Origin of the sequence: Myxococcus sp. SDU36, assembly GCF_030168875.1 — a bacterium.
Classification (GTDB): domain Bacteria; phylum Myxococcota; class Myxococcia; order Myxococcales; family Myxococcaceae; genus Myxococcus; species Myxococcus vastator.
The window spans coordinates 2,005,341-2,030,760 of record NZ_CP077414.1 but is presented as its reverse complement, the minus strand read 5'-3'; the positions used below and the strand labels follow the sequence as shown (position 1 = coordinate 2,030,760).

1 protein-coding gene (running past one end of the window) is annotated in these 25,420 nt (G+C 71.6%); it reads right to left on the bottom strand.

Going from position 1 to position 25,420, the window contains the following annotated elements; translation table 11 throughout:
* Positions 1-25,420, bottom strand: the 5' portion of a protein-coding gene (locus KGD87_RS08145; RefSeq protein WP_284666901.1) for a non-ribosomal peptide synthase/polyketide synthase. 17,468 nt of this gene lie to the left of the window's left edge; only the first 25,420 of its 42,888 coding nucleotides appear in the window; the start codon lies at positions 25,418-25,420; its stop codon lies beyond the left edge, outside the window.

The window sequence follows — 25,420 nt, the reverse complement described above, 5'->3', positions numbered from 1 at the left end:
CTTCCCGGACGTGGAGCAGGCGCTGCACGCCGCTCTCCACCGTGCCGATGAGGCCGGTGCCCTTCGCGTGGTGCTCGAAGGTGTGTTCCAGCAGGGCGTTCACGTCCTCCTCGGACACCTTGTCGATTTCGCCCTGGTAGCCCTGCGCGGCCAGCAGCGAGGCGGAGATCTCCGCCGAGCTCCGGAAGTAGCCCAGCAGCGGCTTGCGGACCGTGCGCAGCACCTCCTGTTCGTCATCGCCGATGAACGCGTGCAGCATCAGCGCGACGTGGCCCCGGCCCGGGTGCCCGTTGCGGCGCCAGGCTTCGCGGTAGAGCGCTACCTTCTGCTTCAGCTCCTCCAGTGACTGCGTCAGCAGACCGGTGAGCACGCCGGCGCCCACCTCGCCAGCCAGGCGGAACGTCTCCGGACTGCCGGCGGCCGTGAGCCACACGGGCAGGTCCTTCTGGACGGGCTTGGGCCGCAGGCCCACCTCCACCGTGACGCCGCCACCACCTGGACGGCGGAGCTTCTCGCCTCGCCAGAGGGCCCGGAGGGTCTCCAGGTTCCGCAGGAGGACGTTGCGGCGATCCTCGTAGTTCTGCGGGGCGAAGGTGAAGTCCGCCACATGCCAGCCCGTGGCAATCGACAGGCCCGCGCGGCCTCCGGAGAGGTTGTCCACCACGGACCACTGCTCGGCGACTTGCAGCGGGTCATGCAGCGGGAGGACGACGCTGCCCGAGCGCAGGCTCAGGTTGCGGGTGATGGTGGCCAGCGCGCCCGCCACCACCGCGGGCTGGGGATAGAGGCCGCCGAACGAGTGGAAGTGCCGCTCCGGCGTCCACACCGCGGAGAAGCCGTTGGCGTCCGCGTACTTCGCGCCTTCGACCAGCAGTTCGTACTTCGGACCGACGAGCGAGTCCTCATCGTTCGCGAAGTAGATGAGGCTCAGGTCCATCGCGCCCTGGCGCGGACCGCCGCCCTGGAGGACCTCCCACTGGGCCGTCACCTGCTCGGAGGGGAAGGTCACGGTCAGCCCGCGTGAAAGGGCCCACAGGGCCTCCAGCTCCGGACGCTCCGCCGAGGACTCCGCGGCGGCCACCCACGTGGCGCCTTCAGCGGGCCGCAGCCGCTTGTCGAGCGCGTCGAAGAGCTCGGTGAGCCCCTGATGCACCAGGGCCCACGGCGACTGGTTGGCGCCCACGGGCAATAGCCACGCCAGCGCTTCAGGGGCCGGAGCCGGGCTCTCCGCCAGCGCACCGGAAGACGCCAGCGCGTCCTCCACATGGAGCACCCGCGCCGCATCCAGCCGCGCGGCGGTCATGATGCCTCGCCACGTGATGAGCACCGGCACCCGGGCTCCGGGTGACGCGAAGTCCGACAGGCGCCCCAGGTCCGTGGGGCCCACGGCCACGACGGCGCCGCCGGCCTCCAGGACACCCCAGAGGACGGCCAGCTTCGCGGGGGACGGCTTCAGGCAGACGGCGACGGGCTCACCGGGCTGCACGCCAAGCGCACGCAGCCGAGCGGCGACGTCGCGCGCACGCTGGGCGAGGTCGCTCCAGGTCCACGATGTCGAGCCCTGCATGACGGCGGTGGCTCCCGGCTGACGGGCCGCTCGCTGGGACAGTCGGGTGGGAATCGAGGTGGAGACGGGCCGGGGCAAGGGGGCGGGCCACGCGCTCCGGTCTGCCTCCGTGGCCAGGGGCAACCGGGAGATTCGCTCCGAGGGCCGGGCCAGCGCCGAGCCCAGCAACACCTGAAGGTGTTCCACCATGCGCTGGGCCGTGGCTTCATCGAACAGCTCGGTGGCGTACTCCAGCGCGCCGCCGATGCGGCCGGAGTCATCGCCGAGCACCAGCGACAGGTCGGACAGCGTCGCGCCCCACTGCACCGGCGCGTCCGGCACTTCCATCATGGTTCCGCGGACACCGGTCAGCTCCAGCGCCGCGGCGGCTCCACCCGCGGTGGTGTGGAAGACGAAGATGGTGTCCGTCAACCGGCCACGGCCAATGTCCTTGCCGGGGATGAGGGCCTCCACGAGGTGCTCGAAGGGCACGTCCGGACGCAACTGGACGTCGTTGACCTCCTGCCGCACGCGGGCCAGCAGTTCGAGGAACGTCGGATCATCCGCGAAGCTGGTGCGGAACGCGGCCGAGTGCGCCACGTACCCGATGAGCGGCAACAGCTCCGGCCGGGTGCGGTTGCCAATGGGCGTGCCGACGATGATGTCCGTCTGTCCGCTGTAGCGGTGCAGCAGCGCCTGCCACGCGGCGAGCACCATCATGTAAGACGTGTAGCCCTCACGCTTTCCGAACTCCGCCACCTCGCGGGACAGCGCGGCCGAGAAGGACACCGGCATGCGCACCGACGTGAGCGGACTGGTAGGCGGGCGCGGCCGGTCCGTGGCGAGGCCTAGCTGCCGTGGCATGGCGGCGAGCTGCTGACGCCACCAGGACTCCTGCTCGGGGAGGCGCCCTTCGGCGACGACCTTGCGCTGCCATGCACCGAAGTCCGCGTACTGCACGGGCAGCGGGGACAGGGGAGACGGCCGTCCCTGCTGGAAGGCCGCGTAGCACTGGAACAGCTCGTGGATGAAGATGGAGATGGACAGCGTGTCGCTGACGATGTGGTGGATGTTGCCCAGCAGGATGTGCAGGCGCTCGTCGAGCCGGACCAGCGTGGTCCGGACGACGGGGCCCTTCACGAGGTCGAACGGCTTCGCGGCGTCCTCGCGCGCCAGCCGCATGGCCTCGGCCTCGCGGTGCTCGGGGGCGCCGGTGAGGTCCACGCGCACCAGCGGGATGTGCATCCGCGCGTGGAACCGCTGCACCGGGCGGCCGTCCACCACGTCGTAGGTCGTCCGCAGGGACTCGTGGCGCTGGATGATCTCCTGGACGGCGCGCTCCAGGAGGACCGCGTCCACGGCGCCTTCCAGCCGCAGGACGAACGGGATGTTGTAGGCGGACAGCCCCGGCAGGTGCTGCTCCAGGCGCCAGACGCGCTCCTGCACGAAGGACAAGGGCAGGGGCTCGTTCCGCGGCAGCGGGACGATGGGCAGCTCGCGCGAGGTCTCCACGGCGGGGGCCTGACGCAGCAGGGGCTCGATGCGCTGCGCGATGCCCGCCACGGTGGGGGCCTCGAACAGCGCGGCCAGCGGGAGCTGGACGCCGAACGTGGACCGCACCTGGTTGAGGAGCTGAGCGGCCATCAGCGAGTTGCCGCCAATCTCCAGGAAGTTGTCGTCGCGGCCCACGAACGTCATGCCGAGCCGCTCGCGCCAGAGTGATGCCAGCCGCTCTTCGATGTCGCCTCGCGGCGCGTCTTCACGCTCTGGCGTGGCGGCAGGCGCAGGCGTCCCCTGGGCCTGCTGCGGCGACGTGGCCTGGGGCGGCATCGAGGAGCCATTCTGTCCGCCAGGCACGTGGGCAGCGGACTGAGTAGCGCCGGGCGCCGCGAAGCCCGCGGACGCCTGGGCCATCGACGTGGACGCCGCGGGCTGAGCAGCCGCAGGCGCCGGCCGCGCCGGTGCCTCCACCCAGCACCGCTTCTCCTGGAACGGGTACGTGGGCAGGTGCAGGCGCAGCCGCTGTTCGTGGCCGTAGAAGACGCTCCAGTCCACCGAAGCGCCCAGGGTCCACAGCTCGCCCACCGCGGTCATCAGGCTCGCGTGCTCCGTGCTCGTACCGCCACGACGCAGCGTCGCCACCGCCTTGACCCGCTCCTTGTCACGCCCCAGGCAGGCACGCACCAACGGCGTCAGGTCCTGGCCCGGGCCGACCTCCAGCAACAGGCTGCATCCCTCTTCGAGCAGGGCCCCCACGGCGTTCGTGAAGCGCACCGGCTGACGCATCTGCGCCGCCCAGTACTCCGGCTGGGCCAGCTCGTTCGCCTGGGCCCAGCGCCCCGTGACGCTGGAGGCATACCGGAGCGTCGGCGCATGGCGCTGGAGCGAGCTCACCACCTCCGCCAGCGCCGGCATCAGCGGCTCCACGTCCGCCGAATGGAACGCATGCGGCGCGGGCATCCGCACGGTGCCCACCTCACGGCGGCGCAGCTCCTCCTGAAGCCGCTCCACCTCCGCGACGGGCCCGGCGACGACGCAGCGGTCCGGCGCGTTGATGGCCGCCAGCGACAGCCGCCCCGTCAGCAGCGGCAGCACCTGCGACTCCGGCATCGCCACCGCGAGCATCGCGCCCGGAGGCATGCGGTGCATCAGCTCGCCGCGCGCCACGGCGAGCCGCATCGCGTCCTCCAGCGACAGGACACCGGACACGCACGCGGCGGCGTACTCACCGAAGCTGTGCCCCAGCACGGCGTAGGGCCGCAGGCCCCAGTCCATCCACATCCGCGCCAGCGAGTACTCCACCGTGAACAGCGCGGGCAGGGCGGCGCGGGTGTCGGCCACCGCGGCCGCGTCCATCCCAGGCCCGGCGAACAGCACCTCGCGGACCCGCTCCCGGAGCGCGGGCTCCAGCAGCGCCAGGCACGCATCCGCATGCGCGCGGAAGGCCGGCTCCGCTTCGTACAGCTCGCGGCCCATGCCCGCCTGCTGCGCGCCCTGGCCGGGGAAGATGAAGGCCACGCGGCGGCGGTTCACGTCGGCGTCCGTCACCTTCACCGGCGTGTACGGCTTGCGCAGCCGCGCCGTCAGGTCCGCGGCGTCCCGGGCCACCACGGTGCGCCGGAACTCGAAGGCCTTGCGGCCCACGGCATGCGTGAAGGCCACGTCCGCCAGGGACAGGTCCGCGGCGTGGGCCTCCGCATGTCCGGCGAGCTGCCGCGACGCCGCCTCCAGCGCCTCGGCGGAGCGGGCGGACAGCGTGACGACCTGGTGCGAGCGCGTGGTGGAGCCGCTGTGCGCCATGGGGGACTCCTCGAGCACTGCGTGGGCGTTGGTGCCGCCAATGCCGAAGGAGCTGACGGCCGCGCGGCGCGGCGTCTCGGTCCTCGGCCACGGCCGCAGGGTGGTGTTGACGAAGAAGGGACTGGCGTCGAAGTCGATCTGCGGATTGGGTCGCTCGAAGTGCAGGCTTGGCGGCACCTCGCCGTGGTGCAGGGACAGCGCGACCTTCATCAGTCCCGCAAGTCCCGCCACCGTGTCCAGGTGCCCCATGTTGCTCTTCAGCGAAGCCAGGGCAATGGTGCCCCGGTGCTCGGCGCCCAGGCCGTAGGCGCGCTGGAGCGCGGCCACTTCAATGGGGTCGCCCAGCGGCGTCGCGGTGCCGTGGGTCTCCACGTAGCCGATGTCCTGGGCCCGCACGCCGGAGCGCGCGAGCGCCTGGGCGACGACCGCCGCCTGCCCCTGGACGCTGGGGGCGGTGTAGCCGGACTTGTAGCGCCCGTCGTTGTTCGTCGCCGTGGCCCGGATGACGGCGTAGATGGAGTCGCCGTCCCGCTGCGCGTCCTCCAGCCGCTTGAGGACCACGCACGCGACGCCGTTCCCGGACACCGTGCCCTGCGCGCTCGCGTCGAAGCTCCGGCAGTGGCCGTCCGGAGAGAGAATCATGCCCTCCTGGTAGACGTAGCCGGTGCGCTGCGGGACGGCGATGCGCGTGGCCCCCGCCAGCGCCACGCCCGAGCGACCCGCCAGCAGGTTCTGGCACGCGAGGTGGACGGCGACGAGCCCCGTGGAGCACGCCGTGTACACGAGGACGCTCTCACCGGTGAGCCCCAGCTTGAACGAGGCCTTGGTGGCCAGGCTCTCATGGGTGGCGGTGCCGTAGAGCTCGAACAGCGCCGCGCCATCCAGCGGCAGCGTGGCGCGGACCGCGTCCTTGTAGCCGGAGTCGATGGCGCCCGCGTACAGCGAGATGGCCTCGGGCGTGCGCTCCGGGTCGATGCCCGCGTCCTCCAGCGCGGACCACGCCGTCTGGAGGAAGAGCCGCTGCTGCGGGTCCATCCACTGCGCCTCGCGCAGCGACAGGTCGAAGAAGCCCGGGTCGAAGTCCTCGATGCCGTCCAGGACGCCGCCGGCCGGGACGAAGGCCGGGTGCTGCGACAGCTCCACGCCCTCGGGCAGGCCGGGCAGCCGCTCCAACTGCTCGGGGGTGAAGCGGGAGATGGACTCCACGCCGTCGCGCAGGTTCCGCCAGAAGTCCTGGACGGAGCGGGCACCCGGGAAGCGGCCCGACATGCCCACGATGGCGACCAGGCCAGTGCCCGTGGTGGGCTTCGCCTCGGCGTTGCCAGGTTCGGAGACAGGCTGGGGCCGCGTGGGGGCCTCATCCCCCTTCGCGTCGCGCTCCAGGACGGCGGCCAGCGCGTCCACGGTGGGGTGCTCGAACAGCCACACCACCGGCACCTCCCGGTTCAACGTCTCCCGCATGCGCCTGGCGATGCGCACCACCGACAGGGACGTTCCGCCCAGGTCGTCGAAGAGGTGGTCATGGAGGCCGATGCGCTCCGTGCCCAGCTCCTTCGCCCACAGCGCGGCGAGCTGCTGCGCCAGCGGGCTGGAAGGCTCCACGAACTGGCCATCGCGGCCCGTGGAGGCGCTGTCCGGCGCCGGGAGCGCCTTGCGGTCCACCTTGCCGCTGGTGCTCAGCGGCAGCGTGGGGAGGACCACGAAGACGGACGGCACCATGTACTCGGGGAGCCGCTGACGCATGCCCGCGCGCAGCGCCGCGACATCCAATGGCGCGTCGTCGCGGCCCATGGCGTAGGCCACCAGCCGCTTGTCGCCGGGGACGTCCTCGCGGACCACGGCGGCGGCCTCCAGCACGCCGGGCTGGGTGCGCAGCGCGGCCTCGACGTCCGCCAGCTCGATGCGGAACCCCCGCACCTTCACCTGGTTGTCGGTGCGGCCAATGAACTCCAGCGTGCCGTCCGGGCGCCACCGGACCAGGTCTCCCGTCCGATAGAGGCGCGCGCCGGGCTGGGTGGCGAAGGGGGCGGGGATGAAGCGCTCCGCCGTGAGGTCCGGCCGCGACACGTATCCGCGCCCGAGCCCTTCACCGCCCACGTACAGCTCGCCGGGCACCCCCACGGGGACCAACTGGAGCTGCGAATCCAGCACGTAGGCCTGCGTGTTCGAGACCGGCCGGCCAATGGGCACGGAGGCCCCCACCTGCGAGGCCTCGGTGGCCGTGTAGTTGGTGGAGATGATGGAGTTCTCCGTCGGGCCGTAGCCGTTGGAGACGGGGACGCCGGTGGCCGTCAACGTGCGGCGCGTGTGCGGCGCGGACAGGATGTCACCCACGACATGGATGGCCCGCAGCTTCTTCAGCAGGTCGGTCCGGTGCTCCACCACCTGCGAGAACAGGCCCGCGGGGAAGTGGACGAGCGTGACGCCGTGGCGCTCCACCACGCGGGACAGCGTGTCCAGGTCACTGGCCTGCGCCTCCGGCGGATAGAGGACAACGCGGTTGCCGTTGAGCAGCGGCATCCACAGCTCCATCACCGAGCCGTCGAACGAGGCGGGCGCCATGACGAGCCCCGTCTCCCGGACGCCGAAGCGGATGAAGGGCTCGCTGTGCATGAGGCGCAGGACGCCTCGGTGCGGGATGGCCACGCCCTTCGGACGGCCCGTGCTCCCGGACGTGAACATCACGTAGGCCAGGTGGTTCGGGCCCACGTCGGACACAAGAGGCGTGGTGGGCCACTCCGGCAGGTCCACCTCTTCCAGGAGCAGGGTGGGAAGCCCGCCATCGGGGAGCGGCAGCTTCGCGTGGTTGGCCCGCGACGTGAGCAGCAGGTGCGGTGGCGCATCCTCCAGCATGATGGCCAGTCGCTGCGCGGGGTACGACGCGTCCAGCGGCACGAAGGCGCCTCCGGCCTTGAGCACCGCCAGCATCGCGATGACCCACGCCGAGCCCCGGTCCAGGCTCACGGCCACGAGCACTTCCGTGCTCACGCCGCGCGACCGGAGCAGGTTCGCCAACTGGTTGGCCCGCGAGTCCAACTGCTCGAAGGTCACCGTCTCGTCACCAGACTCCAGCGCCACGGCGAACGGGCGCAGGGAGGCGTGCCGCGCGATGACCTCCGCGATGGTGCCGCCAGCGCCGTCGTACCGGGCCGACGTGTCGTTCCACTCCTCGAGGAGCTGCTGACGCTCGCCTGGGGTGAGCAGCGCCAGCGTGCCCAGCGGCTGGTCCGGAGCCGCGGCCACGGACTCCATGAGCACGCGCAGGTGCCCGGCGAGGCGGGCCACGGTGGCGGGCTCGAAGAGGTCGGTGCTGTACTCGATGGCGCCGCGCAGGCCGTCGGCGTCGTCCATGAGGACCAGGCCCAGGTCGAAGCGCGAGGTCGCGATGTCCACGTCCGCCGGCCGCAGCGTGAGGCCGGTGGCCCGCATCGGACCCATGGGGGTGTTCAGCAGCGAGAAGAAGGTCTGCACCAGCGGATTGCGGCCCAGGTCCCTTCGCGGCTGGAGCTCCTCGACCAGCTTCTCGAAGGGCAGGTCCTGGTGCTCGTACGCGGCCAGGGTGGTGTCGCGGACCTGCGAGAGGAACGCGCGGAACGAGTCCCGCGGACGGACCCGGGCTCGCAGCACCAGGGTGTTGACGAAGAACCCGACCAGGCCCTCGACCTCGCCGTGGCGGCGGCCCGCGATGGGCGAGCCCACGAGCAGGTCCTCCTGCCGGCTGTAGCGCGCGAGCAGCACCTGCCACACGGCCAGCAGCGCCATGTACGGCGTGCCTCCCGCCTGCCGCGCGAGCGCGAGGAACGGCGCCACCACGTCCTGGGGCAGGTGGATGGGGTGGAGCTCGCCGAACTGCGAGCGCTGGGTGGGCCGCGGCTTGTCGGTGGGCAGGTCCAGCACCTGGGGCGCACCGGCGAGCTGCTCCTTCCACCAGTCCACCTGCGCGGTGAGCACGTCCCCCTGGAGCCATTGCCGCTGCCAGGACGCGAAGTCCGCGTACTGGATGGGCAGCGGCGGCAGCGCCGGGCTTCGGCCCTGGGCGAACGCGTCGTAGGCGGCGGCGACCTCGCGCACGATGACGCCGAGCGACCAGCCGTCCGACACGATGTGGTGCATGGTCAGCACCAGCACGTGCAGCTCGGCGTCCAGCTTCAACAGCAGGGTGCGCAGGAGGGGGCCCGCGCTCAAATCGAACGGCTGTCCCGCCTCCGTGGCGGCCAGCCGGCGCGCCTCGGCCTCCCGGTCGCCTTGGGGCAGTCCGGTGAGGTCCGTCAGCGGGAGCGCCCACTGCGTCGCGGGGTGGATGACCTGGAGGGGGTCACCGTCACGCATGACGAAGCAGGTGCGCAGCGGCTCATGACGTCTGACGAGGTACTCCAGCGCGCGTCGCAGGGCCTCGGTGTCCAGCGCGCCTTCCAGCCGGACCGCTCCCGGCAGGTTGTACTGGCTGCCACCGGGCTGGAGCTGGTCGATGAGCCACAGGCGCTGCTGCGCGAAGGACGGCGGCAGGTCCCCGTCGCGCGGCACGGGCCGGAGCGCCGGAATCTGGGGCGCGCTGGCGCGCATGAGCATGCCTTCCTCGACGAGCTCGGTGACGCGGGCCACGGAGGGCGCGTCGAAGAGCGCGTTGAGGGACAGCTCCACGCCGAACGTCGTGCGCAGCCGGGAGATGAGCTGCGTGGCCAGGAGCGAGTGGCCTCCCAGCGCGAAGAAGTCGTCGTGCAGGCCCACGCGCTCCACGCGCAGGAGCTCACGGAAGAGGGCGGCGACACGCTGCTGGAACGGAGTCATGCGCTCTTGAACGGGCGGGGCAGCGGCCCCGGGGCCAGGGGTGGCAACCGGCTGAGGCAGGGCCTTGCGGTCCACCTTGCCGTTGGGAGACAGGGGGAGGGACGGCAGCGTCACGATGGCCGTGGGCACCATGTGGGCCGGGAGCTGCTCAGCCAGCCGTGCCCGCAGCGCCGTCACGTCCGGCGCCGGTTCTCCCGTGACGTAGGCCACGAGGCGCTGATCGCCTGGGACGTCTTCGCGCACCAAGGCGACGGCCTCGAGCACCTCGGGGTGGGCTCGCAGTGTGGCTTCAACTTCACCCAGCTCAATGCGGAAGCCGCGCAGCTTCACCTGGAAGTCCGCCCGGCCCAGGTACTCCAGCGTGCCGTCCGGCAGCCACCGCGCCACGTCTCCGGTGCGGTACAGGCGCGCACCTGGAGTGCCGCTGAAGGCATCCGGGATGAAGCGCTCCGCCGTCAGTTGGGGCCGCTGCCAGTAGCCGCGCCCCACCTGCACGCCGCCAATGTGCAGCTCACCCGGAATGCCCACCGGCGTCGGCTGCCCGTGCGTGTCCAGCACGTACAGCACCGTATTGGCTACGGGGCGGCCAATGGGCACCCGGTGGAAGTCCTCGCCACGCGGGCAGGGCCAGTACGTGACGTCCACCGCTGCTTCTGTCGGGCCGTAGAGGTTGTGTACCCGCACTGGTGCGGGCAGCCGCGCGTACGCCTTCTTCACCAGCTCCGCGCTCAGCGCCTCGCCGCTGCACACCACCCGCCGCAGGCTTGCCAACCCCTCCAGCCCTGGCTCCTCCACGAAGGCGCGCAGCATCGACGGCACGAAGTGCACCGTCGTCACGCCCTCCGCCTTCATCAGCTTCACCAGGTACGCCGGCTCCTGGTGCCCTCCAGGCCGCGCGAGTACCAGCTTCGCCCCCGCCAGCAGCGGCCAGAAGAACTCCCACACCGACACGTCGAAGCTGAAGGGCGTCTTCTGCAGCACCACATCCGCGCCGTTAAGCCCGTACTCCTCCTGCATCCACTTCAGCCGGTTGACGACGCCTCCGTGCGCATTCATTGCCCCCTTCGGCCGCCCCGTGCTTCCCGAGGTGAAGATGACGTACGCCAGCGACTCCGGGCCCACCTGCACCAGCGGCTTCGTCACCGCCTGCTTCGACACCTCCGCCGCTTCACTGTCCAGGCACACGACTCGGGCGGAACTGGCCGGAAGCACCGACTTCCACTTCTCGTGCGTCAGCAGCACCGAGGCGCCTGTGTCCTCCAGCATCCACCCCAGCCGCTCCTTCGGGTACGCCGGGTCCACTGGCACATAAGCCGCGCCCGCCTTCAGCACCCCCAGCAGCGCCACCACCAGGTCCACCGAGCGCTCCAGGCACACGCCCACCAGCGCCTCCGGCGCCACCCCCAGGGCCCTCAACTGGTGCGCCAACTGGTTGGCCCTCGCCTCCAACTCCTGGTACGTCAGCCGCTCCGTCTCGAACGCCACCGCCACCGCGTCTGGCGTCCGCTCGACTTGCGCTTCCACCAGTGCGTGGATGCTCGCCTCCGAAGCGGGCGCCAGCTCCCGTCCCTGGAAGCCCTTCAGCACTTGCTGCTGCTCGTCCTCGGGCAGCAGCGGCAGGGCATGGATGCGCGTCTGCGGGTCACGCACGACGGCCTCCAGCAGCGTGTGGAAGTGGCGCGTCAGCCGCTGCGCCGCTTCAGGCGTGAAGAGGTCGAGGCTGAACTCCAGCGCCCCCTCCAAGCCGCCGTCCCCCTGGTCCATCATCGACAGGGTGAGGTCGAGTCGCGCCGTCTCCGTGGTGGACCGCAGCGGCTCCACCGTCACGTCCGGCAGGGACGGCGGCTGCATGGGCGCGTTCTGCAAGGCGAACATCACCTGGATGAGCGGCGACCTGCCGCCGCCGCGCTCGCCGCCAACGGCCTCGACCAGCCGGTCGAATGGCACGTCCTGGCGCACGTAGGCCGCCAGCGACTCCTCGCGCACGCGCGACACCAGCTCCGCGAAGGTCGGGGCTCCATCCAGCCGCGCCCGCAGGGCCAGCGTGTTGACGAAGAAGCCCACCAGCGGCTCCAGCTCGGACTGCGTGCGGTGGGCAATGGGGCTGCCCACGCAGAAGTCCTTCTGTCCCGAGTACCGGGAGAGCAGGACCTCATAGGCCGCGAGCAGCACCATGAAGAGCGTGGCCCCCTGCTCACGCGCCACCTTCTCCAGCGCCTCCACCAGCTCCGGAGACACCGTGAAGAACTGGCTCGCGCCCCGAACCGTGCGGGTCGCGGGCCGGCCCAGGTCGCCGTTCAGCTCCAGCGCGGGCACCCCCTTGAGGTGGCTCCTCAGCTCTTCGAGCTGCGTCTGGATGCCGTGCGACTGCACCCACTGACGCTGCCACGCGGCGAAGTCCGCGTACTGCACGGCCAGGGGCGGCAGGGGAGACGGCTGCCCCTCACGGAACGCGGCGTAGAGCGCGGCGACCTCGCGCACCAGCACCCCCAGGGACCAGCCGTCCGAGGCGATGTGGTGCAGGCACAGCAGCAACACGTGCTCCTCCGCGTCCAGCCGGAGCAGCACGGTGCGGAGCAGCGGCCCCACGTCCAGGTTGAACGGAAAGTGGGCTTCCTCCGTCATCCGGTGCCGCACGCGCGCGTCGCGAGCCGGCCCGTTCAGCGCGGACAGGTCCTCCACGGGCAGGTCCCAGACCGCCGGCGCCGGCTGGACCTGCTGCGTGGGCAGGCCCTCCGTCGCGGTGAAGGCGGTGCGCAGCACCTCATGCCGCTTCACGACTTCAGCGAAGGTGCGCCGCAGCACGTCCACGTCCAGCGACCCCGACAGCTTCAGGGCGAAGGGCACGTTGTAGACAGCCTGGCCCTTCTGGAGCTGCGACAGGAACCACAGGCGCTGCTGTGAGAAGGACAAGGGCAGCGCCGAGTCCCGGGGCACGGGGAGCAGCGGCGGCATCGCCGCGCGCGAGGCCTGCATCATCAGCGCCTCGACGCGCTCCGCCAGTCCCGCCAGCGTGGGGGCTTCGAACATCGTCCGCAGCGGGACCTCCACGCCCAGCGCCGCGCGGATGCGCGTCACCAACTGCGTGGCCAGGAGTGAATGGCCGCCCAGCTCGAAGAAGTCGTCATGAGGCCGCACGCGCTCGACGCGCAGCACCTCCCGGAACAGCGTCGCCAACTGCTGCTGGAGCAGGGGCAGCGCTGCCGCCTGCTCGTCCTCCGCGGGCGACAGGTCCGGTGCAGGGAGCGCCTTGCGGTCCACCTTGCCGTTCGGCGACAGGGGCAGGGTGCTCAGCGCCACCACGGCGTTGGGCACCATGTACTCGGGGAGTCGCTGGCGCAGATGCTCCCGGAGGGACGGGGTGTCCACGTCCTCGGGCGTCACGTAGGCCACCAGCCGCCGGTCGCCAGGGAGGTCCTCGCGCACCACGGCGATGGCCGTCTCCACCGCGGCGTGGGTCCGCAGGGCGGCTTCAAGCTCCCCCAGCTCGATGCGGAAGCCGCGCAGCTTCACCTGGAAGTCCACGCGGCCCAGGAACTGGAGCGTGCCGTCCACCTGCCAGCGAGCGCGATCACCCGACCGGTACAGCCGGGCCCCCGGAGGCCCGAAGGGATGGGGCACGAAGCGCTCGGCGGTCAGCGCGGGCTGCCCCAGGTATCCGCGGGCCAGGCCGTCACCGCCGATGAACACCTCGCCCGGAATCCCCACGGGCACGGCCCGCATGTCGGGGTCCAGCACGTACACCTGGGTGTTCGCGATGGGGCGGCCGATGGAGACGGAGTCACCCACGGCGTCGCCCGGCGACATCCGGTGGCACGCGGTGAAGGTGGTGCCCTCCGTGGGGCCATAGCCGTTCACCAGCCCCACGCCCTGCGCCAGCCGTTCACGGACGCGAGGCGCCGGCAGCACATCGCCGCCCGCGAGGAGCTGACGCACCTTGCCCAGGGCCTCCGGCTGGTGCTGCTGCATCTGGTCGAAGAGCGCGGCCGTCAGCCAGAGCACGGAGACTTGATGCCGTTGCAGGGCCTGTCCCAGCTCGGCCAGGTCTGGCGTCCGCTGGGGATGGAGCACCAGGCGAGCCCCGTGCAGCAGCGCGCCCCAAATCTCCAGGGTGGAGGCATCGAAGGCCAGGGGCGCCAGTTGCAGCACCACCTCCGACGGCCCCAGGTCCACGAAGTGTGCGCCGATGAGCAGGCGCACCACGCCCCGGTGCGGAATGGCCACGCCCTTGGGAGTCCCCGTCGAGCCGGAGGTGTAGGTGATGTACGCGAGCTGGTCCGGTCCCACGAGTCCGCCCGTCACGGGCGTCGACGGCTGGCGCTCAATTCGCGCCCATTCGTCATCCAGAATCACGATGAGCTGCGAGCCCGCGGGCAGATCCTCCTCCAGCGCGGACTCGGTGAGGATGGCGGCCACCCCCGAGTCCTCGGTCATGAAGGTCAGCCGCTGCGCGGGGTACTCCGGGTCGAGTGGCACATACGCGCCGCCCGCCTTGAGGATGCCCAGCAGACCCACCAGCAGGTCCAGGCCCCGGTGCAGGAAGACGCCCACGCGTGCTTCGGCGCCCAGCCCCAGCGAGCGCAGGTGGTGCGCGAGCTGGTTGGACCGCGCATCCAGCTCCGCGTACGTGAGCGTGCGTCCGTCATGCTCCACGGCGATGGCCAACGGCGTCCGCAGCGCCTGGGCCGCGAAGAGCGACGGCACCGTCGCATCCACGGGGTAGGCGGCCTGGGTGGCATTCCAGTCCGAGAGGACCTGCTGCCGTTCCCGGACGTCCATCAGCGGCAGCGCACTGAGCCGCTGCGCACCGGCCCCGTCCGCCACCGCCGCCAGGAGCACCCGCAGGTGCGCCACCATCCGCCGGGCGGTCTCCGGGGTGAAGAGCTCCAGGCTGTACTCCAACTGGCCTTTCAGCGCGCCGCCCTGCGCCATCAACGCCAGCGTCAGGTCGAAGCGGGAGGTGTCCGTCGCGTCCGGCAGCAAGTCGACGTGGAGCCCCGGCAGCGACGGAGCCTGGAGCAGGTCCGCGCTCAGGAGCACGAAGAGCGTCTGGAACAGCGGCGTCCGGGACAGGTCGCGTTCGCCGCCCACGGCGTCCACGAGCTGCTCGAACGGGACCTCCTGATGGGCGAAGGCCCCCAGGGCCTCTTCTCGGACCCGGGCTACCAGCTCGCTGAAGGTCGGGTTGCCGTCCAACCGGCAGCGCAGGGCCAGCGGATTGACGAAGAAGCCGATGAGCCCTTCGAGCTCCGACCGGTTGCGGGCGGCCACCGACGTGCCCACCGTGAAGTCCGTCTGCCCGGAGTAGCGCGCGAGCAACGCCTGCCAGCCCGCCATCAGCACCATGAACAACGTGGCGTTGTGGGCCGAGGCCACCCGCTCCAGGCCCGCGGTCTGCTCGGCGGACAGCGAGAAGAAGTACGAAGCTCCCTTGGCGCCACGGACGGCGGGGCGCGCATGGTCGGTGGGCAGCTCCAACGTGGGAGCGCCTTCGAGCCGCGAGCGCCACCACTCCACCTGCGCCGTCAGCGCCGGGCCCTCCAGCACGCGCCGCTGCCACGCGGCGTAGTCCGCGTACTGCACCGCCAGCTCGGGCAGCGGGGACTCGCGGCCCTGCGACAGCGCCTCGTACAGCGCCGCCACTTCCCGCACCAGCACGCCCATGGACCAGCCGTCCGAGACGATGTGGTGCATGCACAGCAGCAGCACATGCGCGTCCGCGCCGGTGCGCAGCAGCACCGTGCGCAGCAGCGGGCCCTTCTCCAAATCAAAGACGCGGTGGGCCTCTTCGGCCATGCGGGCCTGCACGGCCGCGTCACGAGCCTCGGGCGCCAGGCCGCTCAGGTCCTCCACCGGCAGCGGCCATTCCGCGGGGGCCGGGTGGATGCGCTGGGCGGGCTGGCCCGCTCGCGTGACGAAGGTGGTGCGCACCGCCTCGTGGCGGCGGACCACTTCCGCGAAGGTGCGCCGCAAGGCGTCCACGTCCAGCCGTCCCGTCAGCCGCAGGGCGGCGGGGATGTTGTAGGCGACCTGTCCCGGTTGCAGTTGCTCCAGGAACCACAGCCGGCGCTGAGCGAAAGAGACGTCGAAGGTCACCTCACCCTGGGCAGGCCGGGGCAGGGACTCCAGGGGCAGCAAGGTGCGGGTCCGCGGCGCCGACTCCAGGCGCGCGGCGAGGCGGGCCACGGTCGGGGCCTCGAAGAACGTGCGGAGCGGCAGCTCCACGCCCAGCTGCGCGCGCAGCCGGGTCACGACCTGCGTGGCCAGCAGCGAGTGGCCGCCCAGGAGGAAGAAGTCGTCGTTCAGGCCCACGCGCTCCAGGCCGAGCGCCTCGCGGAACAAAGCCGCCAACTGCTGCTCCAGCTCCGTCCGGGGCTCCACGAAGTCCGCCGCCCCCAGGCTCAGGTCCGGGGCTGGCAAGGCCTTGCGGTCCACCTTGCCATTCGGCGACAGCGGGAAGGCGTCCAGTCCGACGAACGCGGACGGGACCATGTAGTCGGGCAGGTGCTGGTGCAGGTACTCGCGCAGCGGGGCCATTTCCGGCCGCGGAGGAACGACATACGCCACCAGTCGACTGCTCCCGGAGGCGTCCTCGCGCACCACGGCCGTGGCCTCGGAGACGGAGGGATGGCCGCGCAGCACGGCTTCGATTTCACCCAGCTCGATGCGGAAGCCGCGCACCTTCACCTGGTGGTCCAACCGGCCCAGGAACTCCAGCACGCCGTCCGGACGCCAGCGGACCCGGTCGCCCGTGCGGTACAGCCGGGCTCCGGGGGCGGCGCTGAACGGGTGGGGCACGAAGCGCTCGGCGGTGAGGTCCGAGCGGTTCAGGTAGCCGCGCGCGAGGCCCGCTCCTCCCAGGCACAGCTCACCCGGCACGCCCACGGGCACGGGACGCAGCGCCGAATCGAGGACGTAGACCTCGGTGTTGTCGATGGGCCGGCCAATGGGCACGGAGCGGCCCACCGCGTCCCCGGGCGACAGCATGAACCGGGTGGCCACGGTGCTGCATTCCGTTGGCCCGTAGGCGTTGGTCAGCGCGGCGCCCTGTGCCAGCCGCTCCCGCGCCCGAGGGGCCGGCATCGCCTCGCCGCCCACCATCAGGTGGGAGACTCGCGCCAGTGCCTCGGGCTGGTGCTGCTGCAACAGCTCGAAGAGCGACGTCGCCAGGAGGAGCGACGACACCTTGTGCTCGACGATGAGGCGGGCCACCGCGTCTGGCTCGGGCGTGCCGGGCGGATACACGACGAGCTTGCCGCCGTGCAGCAGCGTGCCCCAGAGCTCCACGCTGGAGACGTCGAAGGCCAGCGGTGAGAGCTGGAGGGTGACCTCCTCGGGCGCCTGAGTCACGAAGCGCGAGGCCGCGCTCAGTCGCAGCAAGCCCCGGTGCGGAATGGCCACGCCCTTGGGCGTTCCCGTCGAGCCGGAGGTGAAGGTGGCGAACGCCAGCCCCTCCGGGAACGCGGGGACCTGCACGGCCTCCGTGGATTGACGAGCGATGTCCGCCGCATCGGCGTCCAGCGCCACGACGTGCCACGGGCCGTCCTTCAGCGAGGGCAACAGCGACTGCCACGTCAGCACCGCGGACAGGCGCGCCATGGAGGACGCGTGCTCCAGGCGCTTCACGGGCCAGGCCGGGTCCAACGGCACGTAGCAGCCACCGGCCTTCAGCGCACCGAGCACCCCGATGACCAGCTCCAGCCCGCGCGACGCGCACACGCCAAGGCGGGACTCCGGCGCCAGCCCCAGGGACACCAGGTGCCGGGCCAACTGATTGGAGCGAGCATCCAGCTCCGAATAGGTGAGCGAGCGGCCCTCGAAGGTCACCGCCACGCGCTCCGGCGTCCGCCGGGCCTGCTCCATGAATCGCTGATGGACCGTGGTGTCAGCGGGGTAGGGAGCGGCCGTGTCGTTCCAGGCCACGAGCACCTCGTGGCGCTCGGCCTCGCTCCACAGCGGCACCGCGCCGATGCGGCGAGCCGCGTCCTCCGCGACGCCACGAAGCAGCCGCTGGAGGTGGTCCACCATGCGGCGCGCGGTGTCCGGAGTGAACAGGTCCAGGCTGTACTCGAGCTCTCCCTCCAGCCGTCCGCCGCGCTCCACCAGCAACAGCGTCACATCGAACCGGGCCGTGTCCGTGCCCGTGCGCAGGACGTCGACGGCCATGCCCGGCAGCGTGGGCGGCTGCATGGGGGCGTTCTGGAGGACGAAGGCGGCCTGGAACAGCGGCGTGCGCGACAAGTCTCGCTGGCCCTCCAGCGCCTCCACCAGCCGGTCGAAGGGGACGTCCTGGTTCGAGAACGCCGCCAGCGACTCCTCGCGGACGCGCGCCACCAGGTCATCGAAGCGCGGATCGCCGTCCACGTTCGCGCGCAGCGCCAGGGTGTTGACGAAGAAGCCGATGAGCCCTTCGATCTCCGGCCGCGTGCGATGCGCCACCGGCGTGCCGACGCAGAAGTCCGTCTGCCCGGAGTAGCGTGCGAGCAACGCCTGCCAGCCCGCCATCAGCACCATGAAGAGCGTGGCCCCCTGTTCCTGTCCCACGCGCTCCAGCCCGGCCACCAGGGAGGGCGGCATCGTGAACGCATGGGTGGCGCCTCGCAGCGTCCGTACCGCTGGCCGCGAGTGGTCGGTGGGCAGCTCCAACGTGGGAGCGCCTTCGAGCCGCGAGCGCCACCACTCCACCTGCGCCGTCAGCGCCGGGCCCTCCAGCACGCGCCGCTGCCACGCGGCGTAGTCCGCGTACTGCACCGCCAGCTCGGGCAGCGGGGACTCGCGGCCCTGCGACAGCGCCTCGTACAGCGCCGCCACTTCCCGCACCAGCACGCCCATGGACCAGCCGTCCGAGACGATGTGGTGCATGCACAGCAGCAGCACATGCGCGTCCGCGCCGGTGCGCAGCAGCACCGTGCGCAGCAGCGGGCCCTTCTCCAAATCAAAGACGCGGTGGGCCTCTTCGGCCATGCGGGCCTGCACGGCCGCGTCACGGGCCTCGGGCGCCAGGCCGCTCAGGTCCTCCACCGGCAGCGGCCATTCCGCGGGGGCCGGGTGGATGCGCTGGGCGGGCTGGCCCGCTCGCGTGACGAAGGTCGTGCGCACCGCCTCGTGACGGCGGACCACCTCCGCGAAGGTGCGCCGCAGCACCTCCACGTCCAACCGCCCCGTCAGCCGCAGGGCGGCGGGGATGTTGTAGGCGACCTGTCCCGGTTGCAGTTGCTCCAGGAACCAAAGCCGCTGCTGCGCGAAGGACACCACCAGTCCTTCGTCGGCGGACGGGCCGCGCTCCAGCGGCACCAGGGCCGGGACACCCGGAGCCTCGGCGAGTTGGGACTGCGCGTCGATGCGCTCCGCCAGACGGGCCACGGTGGGCGCGTCGAACAGGGTCCGCAGCGAGATCTCCGTGTCGAGTTGCGCGCGCACGCGCACGACCACCTGCGTGGCCAGCAAGGAGTGTCCACCCAGCGCGAAGAAGTCATCGTTCGCGCCGACGCGGGACTGGCCCAGGATTTCACCGAAGATGCGCGCCACCTGCTCCTCGGTGGGCGTCCGGGGCGCGATGAAGGCGTCCGCGGCCCCCAGGCGTTCCGCCTCCGGCGCGGGCAGCGCCTTGCGGTCCACCTTGCCGTTCGGAGACAGGGGCAGGGTGGGCAGCACCACGAAGGCGGAGGGCACCATGTGCGGCGGTAGCTTGTCCGCCAACGCGTCGCGGAGGCGGCTCACCGCCCGCGCACTCCGAGCCCCCCGCAGCGGATCGCTGGCGAGGCGCTCCCAGGAGGAGCACTGCTTCGGCTCAGGGGACAGGTCGAGCGTGTCCGCCTCACCGGGGCGCGCGAACACCACGTCCAGCGCGCCATCGCGGTGCGCGGAGGCCCAGCTCACCCGGACCTCGTAGCCGAGCTCCGTGCCCAGGGCATACAAGTCCTCCGGCTCCACGCCACGAGGCCCCGGCCAGTCACGCAGGGCCTCGCGCAGGCCCGCCACCGTGGGCGGAGGCGTGGCGGCCAGCAGCTCAACGAGCCGGGTGGGCTCCAGGACTCGCGCGTTGGGGACCCCACGCACGGCCAGCAGTCCAGGCCGCGCGCGCAGTTGCTCGCGCAGTCCGTCCAGGGTGAGTCCGGCGCCTTCTACCCAGTCCGGCTTCGTGCGCCGGGCGGGAGTCTCGGCGGCGTCGCCGACGTGGAGGACGACCTCGTAACGGAAGCGGCTCAGCTCGTTGTCGTAGCGCCCGTGCTTCGGCAGCACGTCCACCCGTTGGATGCCGGGGATGCGCGCCGGCAGGGCGGTGAAGAAGGTAGGGGAGAGGACCAGCTCCTTCTCCGCCAGGAGGTCGCGCTGGACGCGGTAGGCGAACTGGGATGTGGCCACGGGGCCCGCGGTCCGGTGCAGGCGCACCGACGCGCGGAAGGCCTTGAGCAGCTCCAGGCTCCGCACGTCGCCCAGGAACACGCGGCCCCCTGGCTTCAGGACGCGCGCGGCGCCGCGAAGTACGTCGAGCAGGAACTCAGGGCTGGAGAAGTACTGGACGACCGAGTTGATGACGACCGTGTCGAACGAGCCCGGCTCCAGGCCAGAGAAGTCGTCCACGCTCCGGTGCAGCAGGTGTACGGAGTCCAGGGCTCCGCCCATGCGCTCACGCTGGCGCTCGATGCGGTCCAGCGCGGGCCGGGCGAAATCGACGCCCCAGTAGGCCTCGCAGCGAGGCGCCAGCCGGTACAGGAGGAGGCCGGTGCCACACCCCAGCTCCAGCACCCGCTTGGGCTGGAAGCCGAGGATCTGCGCCACGGTGGTGTCCACCCACTCGCGCATCTGCGCGGGCGGCAGTGGCTCGCCGGTGTAGCTGTCCTCCCAGCCGACGATGTTGAACGTCGGGTCTTCGCTCTCCGGAGTCTCGCGCGCGTAGGCCTCGTCGTAGATGGCCTTCCACTGGGAGGACGCGTCGACCTCCTGCGCCGCCGCCGCATCGTCCAGGACGACGTAGGCCACCAGACGCTGGTCCCCCGTCGAATCCTCACGGGCCAGCACCACGGAGTCGCGGACGGCCGGGTCCGCGGTGAGCGCGGTCTCGACTTCACCCAATTCAATGCGGAAGCCGCGCAGCTTCACCTGGAAGTCGGCCCGGCCCAGGTACTCCAGCGTGCCGTCCGGCAGCCACCGCGCCACGTCTCCGGTGCGGTACAGGCGCGCACCTGGAGTGCCGCTGAAGGCATCCGGGATGAAGCGCTCCGCCGTCAGTTGGGGCCGCTGCCAGTAGCCGCGCCCCACCTGCACGCCGCCAATGTGCAGCTCACCCGGAATGCCCACCGGCGTCGGCTGCCCGTGCGTGTCCAGCACGTACAGCACCGTATTGGCTACGGGGCGGCCAATGGGCACCCGGTGGAAGTCCTCGCCACGCGGGCAGGGCCAGTACGTGACGTCCACCGCTGCTTCTGTCGGGCCGTAGAGGTTGTGTACCCGCGCTGGTGCGGGCAGCCGCGCGTAGGCCTTCTTCACCAGCTCCGCGCTCAGCGCCTCGCCGCTGCACACCACCCGCCGCAGGCTTGCCAACCCCTCCAGCCCTGGCTCCTCCACGAAGGCGCGCAGCATTGACGGCACGAAGTGCACCGTCGTCACGCCCTCCGCCTTCATCAGCTTCACCAGGTACGCCGGCTCCTGGTGCCCTCCAGGCCGCGCGAGTACCAGCTTCGCCCCCGCCAGCAGCGGCCAGAAGAACTCCCACACCGACACGTCGAAGCTGAAGGGCGTCTTCTGCAGCACCACATCCGCGCCGTTAAGCCCGTACTCCTCCTGCATCCACTTCAGCCGGTTGACGACGCCTCCGTGCGCATTCATCGCCCCCTTCGGCCGCCCCGTGCTTCCCGACGTGAAGATGACGTACGCCAGCGACTCCGGGCCCACCTGCACCGACGGCTTCGTCACCGCCTGCTTCGACACCTCCGCCGCTTCACTGTCCAGGCACACGACTCGGGCTGCACTGGCCGGAAGCACCGACTTCCACTTCTCGTGCGTCAGCAGCACCGAGGCGCCTGTGTCCTCCAGCATCCACCCCAGCCGCTCCTTCGGGTACGCCGGGTCCACTGGCACGTAGGCCGCGCCCGCCTTCAGCACCCCCAGCAGCGCCACCACCAGGTCCACCGAGCGCTCCAGGCACACGCCCACCAGCGACTCCGGCGCCACCCCCATGGCCCTCAACTGGTGCGCCACCTGGTTGGCCCTCGCCTCCAGCTCCCGGTACGTCAGCCGCTCCGTCTCGAACGCCACCGCCACCGCGTCCGGCGTCCGCTCGACTTGCGCTTCGATGAGCTCCGTCAGCGTGCCGGACGGGGGCGCTTCGACGCGGGGATTCCAGCTGTGGAGCGCGTGTTGCCGCTCGGCATCGTTCATCAATGGCAGGGTGGTCAGCGGCGCATCCGGCGCCTCCACCATGCCGCGAATCACATGCTCCAAATGGCTCAGGAGCCGGTCCGCCGTCTCCGCGTCGAACAGGTCAGCGGAGTACTTGCAGCCAATCAGCAGTCCTTCGGGGCGGTGCGTCGCCTCGAAGGTCATGTCCAGCTCGGCGGTGTGGTTGTCCACCAGGGACACATCGAGCGTCAGCCCGCCCCGGACGGACAACGCTCGCGGCAACTCGTAGTCGTCGAGGATGAAGCCCACGTTGTACAGCTCGCGGCGCTCCGCCCCAGGTTGTTGCACGGCCGCGAGGATCTGCTCGAACGGCACGTACCCATGCGCGAGCGCGCCCAGCATCCGCGACTTCACCTCGGAGAGCATGTCCGCGGACGTCGCGGCTTCAGGCAGGCGGACCCGCAGCGGGATGAAGTTGGTGCAGTCGCCCATCAGTTCGCGAGTGCCCGCCGCGTCTCGACCGGAGATGACGGTGCCCACGACGAAGTCGGACTGACCGCTCCAGCGGTGCAGCACCGTGGCCAGCGCGGACATCACGCCCATGAACGGCGTGGCGCCCTGACGCCGTCCCAGGGCATGCAGCCTGGCCATGAGGGACGCGGGCAGCAGCCGCAGGCGACGGGCACCGTGGACGGACAACCGCTGCGGCCGGGGCCGGTCGGTGGGCAGGGCCAGCAACTGGGGCGCGCCAGCCAGCGCCTCCTTCCACCACGCCAGCTCCGGGGTGAGCGCCTCCGGCGTGAAGTACGCGCGCTGCCACGCTGCGAAGTCGCCGTACTGGAACTCCGGCTCCGCCAATGGTGACGGCCGGCCCTCCACGAACGCGCCGTAGAGTGCCGCCAGCTCGCGCATGAACAGCGCGACGGACGTGCCGTCCACCACCAGGTGGTGCAGAACGGTCAGCAGGACGTGGTCCTCCGGCCCGAAGCGCAGCAAGGAGCACCGCACCAGCGGGCCCGCCTCCAGGTCCATGGGGCGTTGCGCGTCGAGCACCGCCTGGGCTTCGAGCGTCGCCTGCCGCGCGTCACCACTCGCGCCCGTGAAGTCCAGGCGCGGAAGGGAGACGGGGCCCGGCGCCTGCACGCGCTGAAGCAGCGCGCCATCGCGGGACGCGAAGCGGGTGCGCAGCACCTCGTGCCGGCGCAGCACCTCCGACAGGGCCCGCTCCAGCGCCGCCACGTCCAGCGTTCCACGCAGCGTCAGCGCCACCGGAATCTGGTTCGACGTCCAGGACGGATCCAACTGGAGCAGGTACCACAGCCGCTCCTGCGTGAAGGACGCGGGCGTGGACGCCGCACCGTCAGGGCGGCGCTGGAGCGGTGGCAGCCGGCGGCCCGTGCCCTCCGCGGACACGGACTCCGCCAGCGACCGCAGACTCAGGTCCTGCAACAACGCGGCGATGGAGACGCGCACGCCCAGCCGCTTCTCCACGCGGCCCTGGAGGTCGGCGGCCCCCAGCGAGTCCAGGCCCAGCAACGTCAGCGGCGTGCTGGCGTCCTGTCCAACGGCCTCGGCCCCGAGCACCGCCACCAACTCCTCACGCAGCGCCGCCTCCAGTGCCTCCTGGGAGAGCGCGGGCTGGATGGCCGGAGCCGGCTCGGGAGCGGGGAGGGACGCGGGCCCCGAGATGACACCCGCCCCGCTGCGCCACACGATGGACAGCTCGCCGGACACCAGGGCGGCACGGCAGGCGAAGCGCTGGATCTTCCCGCTCGACGTCTTCATCACCGAGCCGGGCGGCAGCAGCGCCAGCGTGTGCGGCTGGACCTGGAGCTCCGCGACAATGGCCTTCCGCAGCGTGTCCGCCACGGCGCCCAGCGCGGCCGGGTCCGAGCCCTCCGCCAAATCTCGCGACACCTCCGCGACCACCGCCAGGGCCTCGCCCTCCGGCGTCTCGATGGCGAACGCCGCGACGCAGCCCGGACGCACCTTGCGGTGCGCCCGCTCCACGATGCTCTCCACGTCCTGCGGATACAGGTTCCGGCCCCGCAGGATGATGAGGTCCTTGCGCCGGCCGGTGACGATGAGCTGCCCGTCCTCCAGCAGCAGCCCCAGGTCGCCCGTGCGCAGGTACTTCGGCCCGGCCTCCGCGCCCACCGGGACGGCCTGGAAGATGTCCACGCTGGCCTCGGGCTTGCGCCAGTAGCCCTGCGCGACGCTTCCACCGGAGACCCAGATTTCGCCCACCTGGCCCGGCGCCCGTGGCACGCGCGACTCCGGGTCCACGATGAGCAGCCGCTGCTCGGCCAGCGTGGCACCGCAGCCGATATGCGTCCTGGAGCCCTCGGAGCCGGGCTCGGCGCGGACCGCCTGCCCGCGGCCCAGCGCGGCGTCCTGCAGGACGTGCACCCGCGGCACGCGACCCTTCTCCTCACCCGTGACGATGAGCGTGCCTTCGGCCAGGCCGTAGCAGGGGTAGAAGGCCTCACGGCGGAACCCGCAGGGCGCGAACACCTCCGCGAAGCGATCCAGCGTCGCGGCGCGAATGGGCTCCGCGCCGCAGAAGGCCACGTCCCAGGCCCGCAGGTCGAGCGCCTGGATGTCCTCGGGCGTGGCCCGCCGCGCGCACAGCTCGAAGGCGAAGTTGGGTCCACCGCTGACGGTGCCGCCATACCGGGACACGGCTTCCAGCCAGCGCATGGGCCGCTGGAGGAAGGACATGGGGGACATGAGCGTCACGGGGAAGCCCGCGAACAGCGGCTGGAGGATGCCGCCAATGAGGCCCATGTCGTGGTACGGCGGCAGCCAGATGACGCCGGAGCTGCGCGGCCCCGTCTGGAAGGCGCCGGCAATCAGCCCCAGGTTGTGAAGCAGGTTCGCGTGGCTGAGCATCACCCCCTTGGGCGTGCCCGTGGAGCCGGACGTGTACTGGAGGAACGCCAGCGTCTCCGGGCTCACCCGCGGCTCAACCCACGACGACTCACCGCCCGCGGGCAGGTCATCCGTTGACAGCCACTTCAGCGCCCGGAAGTCCGGCGCCTGTTCGAAGACGAAGTCCGCGAGCGAGAGGATGCCGGACGTGGTGAGCACCACCGTGGCTTCGGCGTCCTGGATGATGGCGCGAAGGCGGGGCAGGGTGCGCTCCAGTCGCACCGGGTCCGGCGGATAGGCGGGCACCGCCACCGCGCCCGCATAGAGGCAGCCGAAGAAGCCCGCGACATAGTCCAACCCCGGCGGATACAGCAGCAACACGCGCTGGCCCTGCGCGCCCTGGGCCTGCAACAACGCGCCAATGCGCGCCGCCTGCGCGTGAAGCTCCCTCGCGCTCAGCGAGGCTTCCTCCGCTTCGGAGTCGCCGAGGAAGGCGTACTGTTTCCGGTGCGCCGTCTCGCTCGAGGCGCGTTGGATCAGGACTTCGAGGAGGGTTCGCGGAGTCTCATGCAT